Source organism: Salinicoccus siamensis, from assembly GCF_055391965.1.
Genome location: NZ_AP043765.1, coordinates 1,971,376 through 1,986,068 on the forward strand (window position 1 = coordinate 1,971,376; position 14,693 = coordinate 1,986,068).

Genomic DNA, 14,693 nt, shown 5'->3' on the forward strand with positions numbered 1-14,693 from the left:
TTTGGTTCTATATTGTCATCTTATAAACGATATGTGGTTTCAATGAATGGCCATCTTCTACCAACGGATGCGAAATTTCACCAACTCTATCCATACCGATTTTTTCCATTACGTTTATGGAAGGCTGGTTTCTCTGAGCCGCCAATGCATATATTTCTTTAATGTCTGTATGCCGTTCAGCAAATTTAAGGACTCCAAGTGCAGCTTCCGTTGCAAAACCCTGATTCCAATTTCTTTTTGAAAGTCTCCAGCCAATCTCAATGCACGGTAGAAACTCTAATCTGAACGGCCCATCTTCTTCGAGAACCTGCATACCAGCAAAGCCGATAAACGCCCCATTATCGCGTCGCTCAATCGCAAAAAGACCAAACCCTCTGTCCTCTATATCCTTTTGCGCTTCTCTTATAAAATTTCTCGAATCCTCTTCAGATAATCTACTGGGGAAATATCTTCTGACATCTGGATCCTGGTTCATTTTTATAAAAGGATGGATGTCACTATCCTGCCAATCTCGTAGGATAAGCCTTTTGGTTTTTATATATTTCATCCGCTCTCACAACCACTTTCCATCTATATTATAAGCGTTTGATTTCCTTTATACGGCTGAAGTAATATCACCAAAAAAGAGCAAGCACTGGGCCTACTCGCTGATTTTATCACTCTCATTCTCTTGTGGCGCACCTTCCCTTTTATAGGTGATGAGTTGTACCGTCACTTCAGCTTCATCAAGATTGTAGTCCTCCAAAGACCTTTCCTTCTTGACTGTAAACACTACGTCTACAAAGTCGTTTGATTCTTTGAAGTCATACCGGACGTTGAATGTCTCAAAATCCTGATCTTGATTTGGTTTAGTGGCAACAGAGCGTGATGCATCACCTTTGAAGTCCCGAACCGATAAACCTGTTATCTGTTCCAATTCATGTCCCAGGGATTCAAGGGTCATCTGCTTGCCTTCAATGATATTGAACTTCTCCTCATGCATATTAAATCTCCTCACTCTCAATTATTTACTGTATATATTCCCAAATCAATTACCTTTAATCAGTATCATCTGCCTCTGTTTTGCTTTTATCCTGAGATTCTGCGTTAGAATCCTGAAGCGCATTAAGCTCTTCTTGCTTCGCCTCAATATTTTCTTTCAACTGGGCATTTTCATTCTTTAGATTTTGCACTTTGTTTTCTATCGACCGATTCTCCTGGTTTACTTCCTCCAGATCTTTTTCAGCCTGGCTATCTTCTCCAGAACACCCCGCAATGGAGAACAGCATTATGATTGCCATCATACGTTTCATCAGATCACTCTTTCCATTCGTCTATAATCATATCATTTTTTAATGTCACTGGTGTATGCAAAGGGAAGGATATTTTTAAAATAGAAGTGCATCAAGCAGGAACCAGACAACCATAAGCACATAGACGACAAGGTTGAAAACAGCACTCGATACAAAAGCGAGCAATGAACCTACAGAAGCTTTCAAAGCTTGATTGATGTCTTTTGAGTTGAGAAGTTCCACAACGAGCACAAAAACAAACGGGACAAATATGATGCCAAATGGGGGGTAGAGGAACATACCGATGATGACCCCGGCTATAGAGGCATACTCCCCCCGTTTCGTCCCCCCATATCTTTTAACAAAATAACTGTTTGCAATAAAATCACTGAACAACACCAAGAGTGTCAGTACGAATATGATAAGCCAGAACATCCATGATAACGCTTCTCCATCTATTGCAAATTGGAATACTAGAAAACCCGCCCAAAACATCAGGATAGAAGGTATAACCGGGAAAACAAGGCCAAGAAAACCCAATATGAATGATGCAATGACGATGAGCCACCAGACGATTTCCATCGAATCTCTCCTTTTTAATTTCATTTTAACAAACATAGGGTGGAAGATACTCCCATTGCCCCGTATGAGACATGGCAATTACCCTGAGGGACTGGATAACATAGCAGTATCACAAAATATAAGTTTCTTCCTTTTACATTAAACCCATCTACTTATTGTTGTCACCTGAATTCTACTGAATCTGCATTCACAAACGTCCGCACTAATTTCAAAAATGCTTCGACTTGTGGAAGTGCCATGACACTCTTATCAAAAGCAATATAGGTGTCGCGGGTTATCGCACGTTCTTCATGTAATACTTCGTCGATGTTGAATTGACTTTTATCGAAATCCTTCAAGACTATCTCGGGTAAAACCGTCATGCCTATGCCCTCAAGGAGAAGAGCCCGACAAGTTGCAATCTGGTCGACCTTGATCTGTGATTCATATTTTCTTTTGAAGCGTTCTTCAAAAAAACGTTCAATTTCACTAATATATATCGGGTCTGCCTGAAATTCTATTATAGGTAACCGCTTTTCCTCTTCTTTTCCAATGGGGGTGACCAAGTAATGCCTATCGACGAACAACAATTCATTCTGCTTGTTGAGAATGCGGCTTCCTCTGACGATCGATATATGGAAGTCATTCTGCTCATCGATGATCTGCTGGGATGAGCCCACCTTTATCTTTATATTTACATTAGGGTATAGTTTCAAGTATTGGGACAATATTTCAGGCAAGATGGTGTGTCCTATGAGCGATGATACTCCTATCGATAAGTTGCCCTGGATGGAATTTTCATTACTTCGAATATATTCTTTCACCAATGCCTCTTTTTCAGTAACATCGCGTGCATGCTCGATGATTTTTTCGCCTTCCCCTGTTACATAAAGTTCCTTTTTGGTCCGGATGAAAATTTTGACGCCCCACTCATCTTCTATCGATTTCAGCCTTTGACTGACAGCTGGTTGAGATATGAATAGTTTTTCAGCAGCCTTCCTCAAGGTGCGTGTTTCATCCAATGTGACCAGAAGTTTATAATCATCGACCTTCATCTATTCATTCCCCTTTCACTGATAAGAAAATCTTATCATAAAAACTTTATTTTACAATCATCAGCTTTTGGGGTGTAGATGATGAAAATAACGGGTAGATGCACATTACATTAAATATTAGGGAAGGAGATTTAACATGAGTAGCAAGAACAAGTATGAACGCATTGACGAAGAGATAAAAGGATACACCCAGGAAGAGCAACCTGGCACTGAACATACTATGGATCCAGCTCCCATATACGACGCAGAGTATTATAAAGGCAGCGGTAAGCTAAAAGGCAAAGTCGCCATCATCACCGGTGGAGATTCCGGTATAGGACGTGCCGTGGCAGTGGCTTATGCTAAAGAAGGTGCAGATCTGGTCATTGGTTACCTCGATGAGGACAAGGATGCTGAGGAAACTAAAAAAGTTGTGCAGTCATATGGTGTGAAGTGTGAAATCAAGTCATTTGACGTCACAAAAAAATCCGAATGTAAAGAACTCGTAGAATTTACAGTGGATAATTTCGGTAAATTGAATATACTGGTCAACCATGCCGGTGTGCAATATCCGACTGAAGATCTCCTTGAAATTACAGAAGAACAGCTGAAGACCACCTTTGAAACAAATGTATATGGTTTCATATTCATGGCTCAAGCCGCTCTTCCACATCTTGAGAAAGGAGATGCCATAGTCAACACAACGAGTGTAACCGCATATAGAGGTTCTCCCGAGCTAATCGAGTACTCTGCAACAAATGGCGCCATCACATCACTCACACGTTCATTATCCGCCAATCTTGCGGATAAGGGGATTCGTGTAAACGGTGTGGCCCCAGGCCCTATATACACCCCACTCATCCCTGCCACTTTCGATGCCGAGAAAGTCGAAAAGCATGGTCATGAAACACCGATGGGCAGGCGTGGGCAGCCGAGTGAACTTGCTCCATGCTATGTGCTTTTGGCCTCTGAAGACTCAAGTTACATGACGGGACAGGTCCTTCATGTCAATGGTGGGGGCTTCACGACAACTTAACAGAAAGGCAGCAGGGAAATGATCACTTCCCTGCTGCCTTTTTCATTTCATCATTTTTTTACAGTATTCAGCCAAACTGATGAACCGTTCAAAGTTCCCATCAATTTCTCCCATTAATTCATTTGCAGCCTTATATGCAAAATCATATTGTTTTTTTGATATATGGCCCCTTCTTACGGCACGTGCTATATCCTTCTCATCGACCAGTTCATAACGACCATCTGGAAGAGCCAAGACATCAAGATAAATATCCTTGCGTCTGGCATTGCCGAGTTCGAGGATGTGCTTGATATTGATATCGAAATAGTATTGCAGTACTTTGCCACGGGCATCATACATCACAGTTATGCTATACTTCCTTTTTTCAGGAAGAATCTGCAACCAACTGTATCGATTGTCGCACACCTTCACCTTCTCATCCAATATCGATACGGTCAGGGGTGAGCGGACCTTATGGATGTCCAGCAGACCCACCAATATCTTTTCGTCTTCATAATGGATGATCTTTTCTCTATAATCAGAGCGGAGAAGACGTCTCCATCCTCTTTTATCGAGATATTTGGTTTTCATCACGGTCATCTCCTTCCCTCAATTATACAAAAATCAGAGGAAGAATGTGAAGGATTAAATTCTACAGACACAGCTGATCATTCGATTCCCAGAATATTGAATTCCTGATTCATTGAAATTGTAATTTCTTCTGCATCCATCATCTGGTCTATAGATGACACTGAGTAGTTTCATGAAAGTGGTCTTACCTGCCCCATTGAATCCCAAAAGCCCATGGATTGTTCCAGATTCAACAGACAAAGTGATTGAGTCTACCACTTTTTTCCGGTAAACGATTTATCAAGTTGTACCACTTCAAGGTTCATATACCTCACCCCCATTTTTAATCGATATCCAGTCCAATCATCTTCTTGCTTACATTCTATTGTATTATTCTAAATAATATAGCTGGTGTAATTTTAAAGCAATAAAAAAACGCCCGTAGGCGTTAATACTCTATAAGGCATGGCCTGAGCCACCATCTATATTGACGGCGTCCCCACTAATGTAGGACGCAAGATCAGAGCAAAGGAATGTTATGACATTCGCTGCTTCCTCGGTCTCTCCTATCCTGCCGAGTGGAATATTATGGCGATCGAGTTTCGAATATTCCTCCCAAGTCAGCTCAGGTGCTTCATTTTGCCATTTCTTTTCTATTTGCGCACTCCTTATGAGGCCAATGCACACTGTATTGACCCGAATGCCATATTTTCCAAGGTCTTTACTCATTGCCTTTGTCATTGCCATGCCTGCGGCACGCGAAACAGTCGTCGGCAATGAAGATGACGGCGGTGTTTTACCGAGGACAGCCGTCAGATTGAGGATTGCCCCACCGTCTTCCTTCATATGGGGGAGGGCAGCTTTGGACATTCTGACTGCTGCCAGCAGTTTCAAGTCCAGATCATCTTCCCAGTCTGAAATTGCCACTTCTTCAAATGGTTTCGCAAATGACCCTCCTGCATTATTGACCAATACATCCAAACGGCCATAACGTTTGATTGTTTCTTCGATGATCCGTTCTGCTGAGTCGTTTTCTTTCACATCGGCAACAATGTAATCCACTTCCCCAAATTGTGCTATTTCTTTTTTAGCTTCTTGAAGTTGATTCTCACCTCGAGCGACAAGCATGACTTTTGCCCCAAGTCGAGCCATCTGTTCGGCAGTTTTTCGTCCTATCCCCTGACTGCTTCCTGTAATTACAGCAACCTTACCTTCATAGCCAAAGTTCATTATGCTTCCTCCTCCATTTATTTGCTTAAATCAACATTGTGATAGATGTTAGACACATCTTCCAGTTCATCCAGTGCTTCGATTAATGTCTCAAATTGATCCTTTGAAGTTTCGTCCAATGATACTTCGTTTTGCGCAATCATCGTCTGTTCTGCCACTTCATAGTCTTCAACCCCCATGCCATCTAGTGATTTCTTCAAATCATGGAAAGCTTGAGGCGGTCCGTATACAACTGTGAAGTCGTTCTCTTCTCTCACGTCCTCCACATCGAGATCCTTCTCCATCAGTTCCATCATTATACTTTCCGGGTCGAATCCTTCAAAGACGAACACAGATTTCGCATCGAACATATAACTGACTGCACCACTTACCCCCATGTTCCCACCATTTTTCCCGAAGGCTGCACGGACATCGGAAGCTGTGCGGTTCACATTGTTTGTAAGTGCATCGACTATAATCATCGTGCCTTCCGGTCCAAAGCCTTCATAGCGGAGTTCATCAAATGCCTCTTCATTACTGCCTTTTGCCTTATCAATCGCCTTATCTACGATGTGCTTTGGTACGGAGTATGTTTTGGCACGATCCAGGACAGCTTTCAACGCCTGGTTGCTCTCAGGGTCAGGCTCGCCTTTTTTGGCGGCCACATATATTTCCCGCCCGAATTTGGCATTGATGCGGCTGGTATCCTTATCCTTCTGAGCTTTTTTCTCTTTAATGTTATTCCATTTACGCCCCATACTTCATCTTCCTTCATTAAAAGTTTATATGCTATTATATATCATTCTATACCATCTATCTCCTATTGTTAACATACCGATATAGCCTGAGGAGCCTTTTTATGATGACGAGCAGATTGATGAACAGGTTGAACCCCATTTCCCTTGGGCTGAACTTACCATTCTTCATCCTGTTGAAGTCATAGATTGTGTAGAGCAGATATAATATCAGACCTACAATTGTAAGAGACAATGTCAAATAGGGTAAGTCAATAAAGAAGTTAAGCAGCGTTGCCACAATTAAAACCAACAACGCGATAAATAAATACTTTCCCCAATGCCTAACATCCCTGAGAAAAAAATAACCAATAACACCGAAAAAGATGAATACAATTATTCCCATCAGGATGATCCGGTAGAAAGTACCAGCCCCAAAATCGTTGATGAAATTTTCAAACACTCCATATGACACAAGCCCTATAAGAACCGCGTACAAGTGGCTTATGACTGGCCCACTACGGTTAAAACCCCGGACGAATATTGAGATCATCAATATTCCAAAAACCATTGCAGACGCTGTCGGTCGCCACTCCTCTGGCAGATACTGTCCAAAGTACGCACCAATCCCAAAAATCACCCAGTAATAAAGGAAATAGAGCCAAGCCATCCGCTCATCGTATTTTCTTGCCATTCTATCGTCCCCCTCCAAATCAACACGATTCATATACCCTCTTGTAGGGAGTTTATCCCCCTATCGTTACAAGAATATTCTGAATATATTAATGTTATTGAGTTTATATTACAGTTTTATTACATTCCACTATTTGTCCTCTTAATTTGGTACTATATGTTTTGTAATCACAGACAAGGAAGTATCAGAACATTCAAATCATATACCACATATTCAATTATACATCTTAGGAGGTCAATATATTCATGAAAAAAGCCATCACAGCTCTTACAGCTACAGCTGCACTCTCTACATATGGTCTCGCAGATCAGGTTGAAGCATCATCATACACAGTACAAGGTGGAGACACACTTTGGAAGATTGCCAACCAGAATAATGTATCCGTGGCCCAACTCAAATCTTGGAACAGCCTATCTTCAGACATGATCTACATTAACCAAAAACTTACTGTAGAAGGCGGTTCAAGCAGCTCTAGCTCTTCGAGTTCAAGCTCATCATCAAATTCATCAGCAAGTACGTCCAATTCATCCAGCGGCACATACACTGTGAAACCTGGTGATACACTTAGCAAGATTGCATCTGCACATGGCATGAATTACCGTACATTAATGAAAAATAATAATATTTCTTCACATATCATTTATCCGGGTCAGAAACTGAGTGTCGATGGAAGTTCTAAACCTTCTAGTAGTTCCAGCAGTTCCAATACCTCCGACTCCAGTTCAACGTCAAGCTCAGACTCCAGTGCAAGCTCTAATGGTACATATACCGTAAAATCCGGAGATACGCTAAGTAAAATTGCCAATAAATACGGTACTACATACAGAAAAATCATGAACTTGAACAACCTATCTTCAACTGTCATCTATGTTGGACAAAAGTTGAGCGTCAGTGGAAGTTCAAGCTCTGTAAGCAAGCCGGATTCCAATAACGATACATCAATCTCTGATAAAATATCGGCGCCTGCTCCTTCAGGCACATCATACGGCACGAACTACTACTACTGGGGCGATTGCACATGGTACGTCTTCGAACGCCGCAAACAGCTCGGAAAACCTGTCGGAAACAATTGGGGTAACGCCTACGACTGGGACAATGGAGCAAGAAGCGAAGGGTATAGGGTCAACAATTCACCTTCAGTCGGCGCCATCATGCAGACGGAAGCATGGACGAACTATGCATGGAGCTTTGGACATGTAGCCGTAGTGGAACGCATCAATTCCAACGGTTCCATCCTCATTTCCGAAATGAACTTCGGTAGCGGTAAAGGTGTTAAAAGCTTCAGGACCATCAGTTCATCACAAGTATCCAACCATACATTCATCCACTAATATGAAACGGGACAATCGGTTAATCGATTGTCCCGTTTTTTCATCGTTCCAGATTAGGACGATTATGTGAGCCCGGTGCCTGGTTATTTATGATCATCTCCACTTGATATATGCGGTTGATCAATGTGTATAAAGGGGCCTGTACGATTTGGTAGATGCCCCAGGAAAGCTTGGGTTCAAAATCATGCAGTGCCATAAGGAAATCTTCCCCGCCCGGCAGTGCTCTGAATTCAAACCTGGGTGTTTTATTCATTAATTTTTTCGATAGGCTGCCGCCCTTTATCCTATAGATTTCAAGACCGTTATAGCTGCTTTTTGCATCATATTCGATGACGAGGATAGGGCGCGCCTTTTTGGGGAGGTACATGTTGATTGTTTGTTTTTCATATCTGATATTGATGAGCCCGTAAAGTATATTATCGAGCCAGTCAAAATAATATTTCCCAACATCTTCGATGTTCCAGCCACGGGGCAGGCGAGCGCGCTGTACACTCCGCACACTGTTATAATCGGTTGTTTTGTAGGATAGGGTCTTGCCGTATCTTTTAATTGGAGTCTGTGTGACCCGCACCTTTGCACCAAACGCAGCCAGCACTTCAACAATATAAGGATCACTGACCTCATCTGCGATGAATATTATCTGTTCGACTTCATGTAGTTGCGCAGCTCTGGCGATATTGTCCGCTATCAAAATATAAAAGTCCTCAAAGCGTCCTTGCGTCTGCCTGTTCAACCGCATTATTGGGTCTTCGAAAAAGAGCACCGTATCGATTCCCTTCAGTGCTTCTTCCACTTCAGGTAAAATAAACAGATCTTTTTTCAAAAACGTGATATCCATCTCGTTGTTTATTTGATTCGGACTTGAAAACGCAAAAAGATTGAAGTCACCTTTCAATTCTTCATAAAGATTTCCCCCTATTCTACCGTTGGTACCCATAAGCAAAACATTTTTCACATAACCACACCCTTAGTCCTTATGCTTCTTTGACTGGAGATATTAAACGCCACTTTTCTTATGTGCATACTGGATGCCGCTCAGCAATATGATGAGTATCATTCCAATGAAAAGGAAAGGAGTTGTAAAATACGTAGCAAAGATTCCCGATAAATAGGCACCTGCTACAGATCCCAGGGAAAAGAATGAATAGAATATCCCATTGGCTTTCCCCCGCTCATATATTTCCGTATTTTGCCCAATTATCTTATTCATAGAAGGGAAAATCAGGCTAAAGCCAATACCATAGAGGATCATCACAAGATAGATCAGCAAAGCTGTAGGGACGATGTGGAGAGCCATCATGGAAAAGCCTACAATCAGAACCCCAAAGGATACAAGTGACACCGGACTATAGTCTGTGTATATCCTATTGAGCGGACTCGCAAAAATAACGATGGCCGTGATGCCAAATACACTAAGCATCGCGCCTGTTGATTGGTCCGATAATCCAACCTCAGCAACTTTAAGCGGCAGGCCGAATGCTAGTGAACCATTTGAAACCATTAGAGTGAACGCAGAGATATAAGCCACTATCAGGGAGGGCCTTATGATGATTTCACCAAAGTTCGTAGTATAGTGCTCTTCACGACTCTTCACTGTTGTACTCTCATTGACAGTCAGGAGAATCAGCAGAATACCAAATACGAATATGCCCGACATGACAAGATATACCATCTGGTAGCTAGCCTGGCTGGATATGATGCCGCCGAGTGCGGGCCCAAGTACTGCAGCAACCCCTATGGATACTCCAGTCAACGCCATTGATTTACCAATTGCTGACCTACGGGATATATCAGCTACAAGGCTGAATGCAGCGGGTGTCAGTAAACCACTAGAAAAGCCATGTATAACCCGTATGACAATGAGAAGTCCTACAGTCGGCACTACGGTATACAACAACAGAATGAAGATCTGTAAGCCCATTCCGAGAAGCAGCATGTTCTTTCTCCCGAGTTTATCAGAGAAAAATCCGCCAAATATATTGCCCACTATATTAAACAAAGAATATATCGCTACAATGATACCTGCCGCATATTCATCAGCACCAAGTGATAATGCGAATGGGGTGATGATTGGCAGCTGAATGAACAGATCCAAAAAGCAAATGACGATGATGAAATACAAAAACTTATTCATAGAGTGCATCCTTTATCCATATAATCATAACTACTATTATAAACATATTTCCAGTCGCTTGGGGATTCTATGACTCGTAAATGTTACAGATCATCCAATTCTGGCCGTACAAGTGATATAAACCCGAAATCTTTTCATTTCCCTCTCTTATTGCCTACAGAAAAGCCCTCCAAACTCTCGACTTTCTCAAGTAGAACATTTGAAGGGCAATCATTCATATGCAATTTTTCCCGCTATTTATTCAATTTTCTTTCGTAGGCATCGACAATGGCACTAACCGCTCCGTCACCTGTAATATTCGCTGCTGTACCAAAGCTGTCTTGTGCCATATACAGTGCAATCATGAAGGCAACAGCCGCTTCTGTAAAGCCGAGGTTGGTGACTAGGACACCACTTGCTGCCATGATTGCACCACCAGGCACTCCAGGCGCCGCAATCATGATTACTCCAAGGAGCATTATCGTACCGAGCATTGCGAGAAAACCTGGCAGCTGATATTCGGGCAATACCGACATGACTGCAATTGAACAGCTGACTATCGTTATCGTACTGCCCGAGAGATGAATATTTGCACAAAGCGGGATGACAAAGTCTGCTATCCGCCCCCGTATGCCATTATCTTTCGTCTGCTGCAAGGTGACCGGTATCGTCGCTGCACTGCTCATCGTACCGAGCGCAGTAAAATAGGCAGGCATCATCGTTTTAATCATCTTGAAAGGATTTTTGCCAAGTAATGCACCGGCAATCGTATATTGGATAGTGATCCAGATCCAGTGAAGGGCGACTGCCACAAGCAGTACAAGTCCAAATACAGATAATGTGTTGAATACCGTCCCCTGTGAAGCCATTTCTGCAAACACGCCAGCTATATAAAACGGCAGAATTGGAATGACAACTTTCTGGATCAGAAACTCAACGATATTCTTTCCTTCCTCAAACCATTTCTCCATCACTTCTGAGCGCGTGAGAGTAATGACTATACCGAAGGCGAAAGCCAATACAAGCGCTGTAAGTATATCCATCAATGGTGCTATTTCAAATGTAAAGAAGGGTTCGAGGCCGGCTGCCTCTTCTGGGACACTGCCTCCATTAGTGATGCGCGGCATCACCATCATTGCCACCATATACGCAAGAAGTCCTGCACCAAGTGTCGATATGTATGCTGTACCCAAGGTGACCCCGACAACTTTCCCGGATCCTATACCTATCTTTGAAATTCCATTTGCGATAAAAAAGAGTATAATCAATGGAATCATGAAGAATATGAAGCTTCCAATAATAGACTTTATCGTAATGAACAACCTGACCAGGAATTCAAGGAAAGCTCCAAGACCACCTGCTCCACCCACCCCATAGTATAGGGCACCCACGCCAATACCGACCACGATGCCGGTTATCAGCTTCAATAACAATTTCACAATAACTCCTCCTATTCAATTGTTGTTCCCTCTTATATACTACACCATCTAAGCGCGTTAAAAAAACATTAGAATGCATTCACTAGTGCTAAAATGTTATTTCATAGGCGATATACCAGTCCTCTATATTATCATCGAGATGGAGCTTCCCTCTGTAATGATAGCCATTACGTTCAAATTGTTTCTGCATCCGTTCATTTTCTAGTGATGTGTCTGTATGAATGCCTTTGATACCTTGCTGCTCTAGTATCTCCGCTATCGATTCCATCATTTTTCTGGCGACTCCCTGTCCCTGTGCCCCAGGATCGACTGCCATACGATGCATTGCTTTCGCCTGTGAAGCTTCCACTTCCCAGGATATTTCTTCATAAGGTTTGGGGTGCTCATCATCCACCACCACAAACCCGACTATCTCTTCATCCGATTCATAGACATACAAAGTTCCCGCCTCTATATCTTTGGTGAAGCGCTGGGCATTGGGGTACTCCGGACTCCACTGGGTATTCCCTGCAGCAACCATCAGGGGGACGACTGCTTCTTTTATTTCCATAACCCGGCTCAAATCTTTTTTTCTTGCTTGTCTGATCATATTATACCTCCTAATATTTCCATAATTCATCATTTTCACTTTTTTTATATTCACATAGCCCTATTATAGTGTATAATGTCTGTAGAATGAATATAGAGGGGTTTTTTTAATATGTTTAAGTTCGATAAGTACACCATGCCCTACCATATCACCAATATGATTTTCTACATACTCACACTTGCAGTCATTACTTTAATCTACATTTTTGTATTCTATCCGCCGCTGGAGGATGTTGCTACGCAGGAGTTTTTCTCGAATTTCGGTTTGCGTGAATTTGGAGGCACTCTATTTTTCCTATTGCTCATCATCACACCCTTACTAGTACTTTACGGAGCGATATATCATTTGTATAAAATCATTACATTCAATAAGTCCAACAAGACTGTATCTGAATAAGTAAAGCGCCCTGGATGGGCGCTTTATTTATTCTTATCGATTATCTACCTTTTCAGGGTACATGTCGTGATGCATCATGCGGTAGTGCGCCATCTCTTCATACTTGGTTCCTGCACGGCCATAATTGCAGTATGGGTCGATCGAGATCCCTCCCCGCGGGGTGAATTTGCCCCACACTTCTATATATTTCGGATCCATCAATTCAATCAGATCATCCATGATCAGATTCATACTGCTCTCGTGAAAGCCACCATGGTTTCTGTAACTGAATAGGTACAACTTCAATGATTTGCTTTCAACCATTTTCACGTCTGGTATATAGCTGATATAGACAGTCGCAAAGTCAGGCTGATTCGTGATGGGACAAAGCGTAGTGAATTCAGGACAATTGAATTTTACAAAGTAGTCCCGGTCAGGATACTTGTTATCGAACGTCTCCAAAAGTTTAGGGTTATAATCGAAGTCGTATTTCACTTCCTGATTCCCCAGGAGACTCAGATCTTTAGTGTTTTCATTATGCATTGTAATACTCCTTTTTGCATACAGCCATCCGCTGTATGCCTCAGTTTTTTATAGAGGGTGGTGCTAAGAACCTCTCCATCTCATTATACGCCTTGTTTGTTGCTCCAGAGTAATGTGTGAAGCTGCGGAAGTACTCTGGCATCATTCATTCTTTGGTCTTTCATAGTCATGTCCACTAGATTGTTATAACGCTCAAGTAATTTGTTGGTATGGTCTGCAACATTATCTCCAAGGAATGGATTGCCTACTTGCAGGTAGAATGCAACATCCGGATATTTCTGATGGATATGTGCCGCATATTCAAAATCCTGTTCATCAAAGACCACTACTTTAAAATTATAGCAAGCCCCACCAGCATCCAGCCCTGCCATTACCTTCTCCAGTTTTCCATAATCTGTCACCATGCCGGAGCTTGGCGGTTTTGGGCTGATGGTGACATCGTCAATGTCTTTCATCCACTCTTGGAAAACGGTACCTTGTGTTTCTACAGCCATCTGAATATTTCTTTCTTTGGCAAGTTCCACAAAGCCAGACATGTTTTTCAACAGAGCAGGATTCCCCCCGGAAATGGTAACGTGGCTATAGTTGTTTGGCGCAAGGCCATCTAGTTCTGCTAAAATTTCTTCTCCCGTCATCATTCTAATACGATCCTTTTGAGACCCATCCCAGGTAAATGCCGAATCGCACCAGCTGCAGCTATAATCACACCCTGCTGTTCTGACGAACATGGTCTTCTGTCCGATTACAGCACCTTCCCCTTGGAATGTGGGGCCAAAAATTTCCAGTACTGGGACTCTCATCATCGCATCTCCTTTTTAGGACGGTATACGACATAACTTGTTGGTGTCTCCCTCAGAATAACTTGAAGACATACCGGATTGTTATCCAATTCGGATATATATTCCGTCACCATTTCATATATCGTTTTAGCCATCGTTTCTGAAGTTGGGGGCACATCCCTAAAACGTTTATGGTCATTAAGGAGCGTATGATCAAACGCACTACTTATCAGTGATTTGAGCTCCCCGAAATTGACCAGGAAACCCAATTCATCCAGTTCGTTTCCTGCAATCGTAATATTCACATGGTACGTATGGCCATGCACATTACTGCATTTCCCTGCCCGCTCATCAGGAATATAGTGTGCAGCAGAAAAATTGAAGTCTTTATTTAGTTCAAATGTATAGTCATGCATCGGAGTATTATAATTCATTA

Annotated in this window: 20 protein-coding genes; 3 read left to right on the top strand and 17 right to left on the bottom strand. The window is 42.3% G+C overall.

Going from position 1 to position 14,693, the window contains the following annotated elements; genetic code table 11:
- Positions 1–7 precede the first annotated feature (7 nt).
- From ACZ5LF_RS10105 to ACZ5LF_RS10125, 5 genes are all read right to left on the bottom strand, one after another.
- A complete protein-coding gene (locus ACZ5LF_RS10105; RefSeq protein WP_380569130.1) occupies positions 8–547 on the bottom strand; it encodes a GNAT family N-acetyltransferase in 540 nt (179 codons plus the stop codon).
- 93 nt (positions 548–640) lie between these two features.
- A complete protein-coding gene (locus ACZ5LF_RS10110) occupies positions 641–982 on the bottom strand; it encodes a hypothetical protein (protein ID WP_380569129.1) in 342 nt (113 codons plus the stop codon).
- Between the two features lie 55 nt (positions 983–1,037).
- The gene (locus ACZ5LF_RS10115; protein WP_380569127.1) at positions 1,038–1,292 is read right to left on the bottom strand and encodes a hypothetical protein; all 255 of its coding nucleotides are present in this window, start codon (positions 1,290–1,292) and stop codon (positions 1,038–1,040) included.
- Between the two features lie 75 nt (positions 1,293–1,367).
- The gene (locus ACZ5LF_RS10120; RefSeq protein WP_380569125.1) at positions 1,368–1,853 is read right to left on the bottom strand and encodes a DUF456 domain-containing protein; all 486 of its coding nucleotides are present in this window, start codon (positions 1,851–1,853) and stop codon (positions 1,368–1,370) included.
- A 161-nt stretch (positions 1,854–2,014) separates the two neighbouring features.
- Positions 2,015–2,887 carry a LysR family transcriptional regulator gene (locus tag ACZ5LF_RS10125; protein ID WP_380569122.1) on the bottom strand — a complete coding sequence of 291 codons (873 nt, stop codon included), beginning with the start codon at positions 2,885–2,887 and terminating at the stop codon, positions 2,015–2,017.
- A 136-nt stretch (positions 2,888–3,023) separates the two neighbouring features.
- On the opposite strand from ACZ5LF_RS10125, the gene ACZ5LF_RS10130 reads away from it, so the two are divergent.
- On the top strand, positions 3,024–3,902 hold the full coding sequence (locus tag ACZ5LF_RS10130) for an SDR family oxidoreductase (protein WP_380569121.1): 879 nt from the start codon (positions 3,024–3,026) through the stop codon (positions 3,900–3,902).
- Between the two features lie 42 nt (positions 3,903–3,944).
- Here ACZ5LF_RS10130 and ACZ5LF_RS10135 read toward each other — a convergent pair whose 3' ends face one another.
- The 5 genes from ACZ5LF_RS10135 to ACZ5LF_RS10155 form a co-directional block, all read right to left on the bottom strand.
- Positions 3,945–4,472, bottom strand: coding sequence for a ribonuclease FAU-1 family protein (locus ACZ5LF_RS10135; RefSeq protein ID WP_380569119.1), 528 nt, complete (start codon positions 4,470–4,472; stop codon positions 3,945–3,947).
- Positions 4,473–4,526: 54 nt separating this feature from the next.
- Positions 4,527–4,730: an ATP-binding cassette domain-containing protein gene (locus ACZ5LF_RS10140; protein ID WP_380569117.1), complete on the bottom strand. Its 204-nt coding sequence runs from the start codon at positions 4,728–4,730 to the stop codon at positions 4,527–4,529.
- A 177-nt stretch (positions 4,731–4,907) separates the two neighbouring features.
- Positions 4,908–5,681 carry an SDR family NAD(P)-dependent oxidoreductase gene (locus ACZ5LF_RS10145; protein ID WP_380569115.1) on the bottom strand — a complete coding sequence of 258 codons (774 nt, stop codon included), beginning with the start codon at positions 5,679–5,681 and terminating at the stop codon, positions 4,908–4,910.
- A 17-nt stretch (positions 5,682–5,698) separates the two neighbouring features.
- A complete protein-coding gene (locus tag ACZ5LF_RS10150; protein ID WP_380569113.1) occupies positions 5,699–6,418 on the bottom strand; it encodes a YebC/PmpR family DNA-binding transcriptional regulator in 720 nt (239 codons plus the stop codon).
- Positions 6,419–6,473: 55 nt separating this feature from the next.
- Positions 6,474–7,088 (bottom strand): Bax inhibitor-1/YccA family protein, encoded by a 615-nt coding sequence (locus ACZ5LF_RS10155; protein WP_380569111.1) that lies wholly within the window; start codon positions 7,086–7,088, stop codon positions 6,474–6,476.
- 245 nt (positions 7,089–7,333) lie between these two features.
- On the opposite strand from ACZ5LF_RS10155, the gene ACZ5LF_RS10160 reads away from it, so the two are divergent.
- The gene (locus ACZ5LF_RS10160; RefSeq protein WP_380569109.1) at positions 7,334–8,419 is read left to right on the top strand and encodes a LysM peptidoglycan-binding domain-containing protein; all 1,086 of its coding nucleotides are present in this window, start codon (positions 7,334–7,336) and stop codon (positions 8,417–8,419) included.
- Positions 8,420–8,459: 40 nt separating this feature from the next.
- Here the strand turns inward: ACZ5LF_RS10160 and ACZ5LF_RS10165 are convergent, their stop codons facing one another.
- From ACZ5LF_RS10165 to ACZ5LF_RS10180, 4 genes are all read right to left on the bottom strand, one after another.
- Positions 8,460–9,374 (bottom strand): Rossmann-fold NAD(P)-binding domain-containing protein, encoded by a 915-nt coding sequence (locus ACZ5LF_RS10165; protein ID WP_380569107.1) that lies wholly within the window; start codon positions 9,372–9,374, stop codon positions 8,460–8,462.
- A gap of 42 nt (positions 9,375–9,416) precedes the next feature.
- Positions 9,417–10,553, bottom strand: coding sequence for an MFS transporter (locus ACZ5LF_RS10170; protein WP_380569105.1), 1,137 nt, complete (start codon positions 10,551–10,553; stop codon positions 9,417–9,419).
- A 233-nt stretch (positions 10,554–10,786) separates the two neighbouring features.
- Positions 10,787–11,971 (bottom strand): dicarboxylate/amino acid:cation symporter, encoded by a 1,185-nt coding sequence (locus tag ACZ5LF_RS10175; protein ID WP_380569103.1) that lies wholly within the window; start codon positions 11,969–11,971, stop codon positions 10,787–10,789.
- A gap of 88 nt (positions 11,972–12,059) precedes the next feature.
- Entirely contained in the window at positions 12,060–12,560 is a 501-nt protein-coding gene (locus ACZ5LF_RS10180; RefSeq protein WP_380569102.1) for a GNAT family N-acetyltransferase, read from the bottom strand.
- Positions 12,561–12,671: 111 nt separating this feature from the next.
- On the opposite strand from ACZ5LF_RS10180, the gene ACZ5LF_RS10185 reads away from it, so the two are divergent.
- Entirely contained in the window at positions 12,672–12,956 is a 285-nt protein-coding gene (locus tag ACZ5LF_RS10185) for a hypothetical protein (RefSeq protein ID WP_380569099.1), read from the top strand.
- 33 nt (positions 12,957–12,989) lie between these two features.
- Here ACZ5LF_RS10185 and queF read toward each other — a convergent pair whose 3' ends face one another.
- The 3 genes from queF to queD form a co-directional block, all read right to left on the bottom strand.
- Positions 12,990–13,478, bottom strand: coding sequence for a preQ(1) synthase (gene queF / locus ACZ5LF_RS10190; protein ID WP_380569097.1), 489 nt, complete (start codon positions 13,476–13,478; stop codon positions 12,990–12,992).
- 83 nt (positions 13,479–13,561) lie between these two features.
- Positions 13,562–14,281, bottom strand: coding sequence for a 7-carboxy-7-deazaguanine synthase QueE (gene queE / locus ACZ5LF_RS10195; protein WP_380569095.1), 720 nt, complete (start codon positions 14,279–14,281; stop codon positions 13,562–13,564).
- Entirely contained in the window at positions 14,278–14,691 is a 414-nt protein-coding gene (gene queD / locus ACZ5LF_RS10200) for a 6-carboxytetrahydropterin synthase QueD (RefSeq protein WP_380569092.1), read from the bottom strand. Before queD ends, queE begins: the two co-directional genes overlap by 4 nt.
- Between the last annotated feature and the right edge of the window lie 2 nt (positions 14,692–14,693).

Bases quoted from the DNA above. Each gene is read 5' to 3' on its own strand.
- ACZ5LF_RS10170 (WP_380569105.1), bottom strand. From the start codon at position 10,553: ATGAATAAGTTTTTGTATTTCATCATCGTCATTTGCTTTTTGGATCTG.
- queF (WP_380569097.1), bottom strand. From the start codon at position 13,478: ATGCATAATGAAAACACTAAAGATCTGAGTCTCCTGGGGAATCAGGAA.
- ACZ5LF_RS10125 (WP_380569122.1), bottom strand. From the start codon at position 2,887: ATGAAGGTCGATGATTATAAACTTCTGGTCACATTGGATGAAACACGC.
- ACZ5LF_RS10115 (WP_380569127.1), bottom strand. From the start codon at position 1,292: ATGAAACGTATGATGGCAATCATAATGCTGTTCTCCATTGCGGGGTGT.
- ACZ5LF_RS10145 (WP_380569115.1), bottom strand. From the start codon at position 5,681: ATGAACTTTGGCTATGAAGGTAAGGTTGCTGTAATTACAGGAAGCAGT.
- ACZ5LF_RS10150 (WP_380569113.1), bottom strand. From the start codon at position 6,418: ATGGGGCGTAAATGGAATAACATTAAAGAGAAAAAAGCTCAGAAGGAT.
- ACZ5LF_RS10160 (WP_380569109.1), top strand. From the start codon at position 7,334: ATGAAAAAAGCCATCACAGCTCTTACAGCTACAGCTGCACTCTCTACA.
- ACZ5LF_RS10185 (WP_380569099.1), top strand. From the start codon at position 12,672: ATGTTTAAGTTCGATAAGTACACCATGCCCTACCATATCACCAATATG.
- ACZ5LF_RS10105 (WP_380569130.1), bottom strand. From the start codon at position 547: ATGAAATATATAAAAACCAAAAGGCTTATCCTACGAGATTGGCAGGAT.
- queE (WP_380569095.1), bottom strand. From the start codon at position 14,281: ATGATGAGAGTCCCAGTACTGGAAATTTTTGGCCCCACATTCCAAGGG.
- ACZ5LF_RS10135 (WP_380569119.1), bottom strand. From the start codon at position 4,472: ATGAAAACCAAATATCTCGATAAAAGAGGATGGAGACGTCTTCTCCGC.
- ACZ5LF_RS10180 (WP_380569102.1), bottom strand. From the start codon at position 12,560: ATGATCAGACAAGCAAGAAAAAAAGATTTGAGCCGGGTTATGGAAATA.
- queD (WP_380569092.1), bottom strand. From the start codon at position 14,691: ATGAATTATAATACTCCGATGCATGACTATACATTTGAACTAAATAAA.
- ACZ5LF_RS10155 (WP_380569111.1), bottom strand. From the start codon at position 7,088: ATGGCAAGAAAATACGATGAGCGGATGGCTTGGCTCTATTTCCTTTAT.
- ACZ5LF_RS10120 (WP_380569125.1), bottom strand. From the start codon at position 1,853: ATGGAAATCGTCTGGTGGCTCATCGTCATTGCATCATTCATATTGGGT.
- ACZ5LF_RS10110 (WP_380569129.1), bottom strand. From the start codon at position 982: ATGCATGAGGAGAAGTTCAATATCATTGAAGGCAAGCAGATGACCCTT.
- ACZ5LF_RS10130 (WP_380569121.1), top strand. From the start codon at position 3,024: ATGAGTAGCAAGAACAAGTATGAACGCATTGACGAAGAGATAAAAGGA.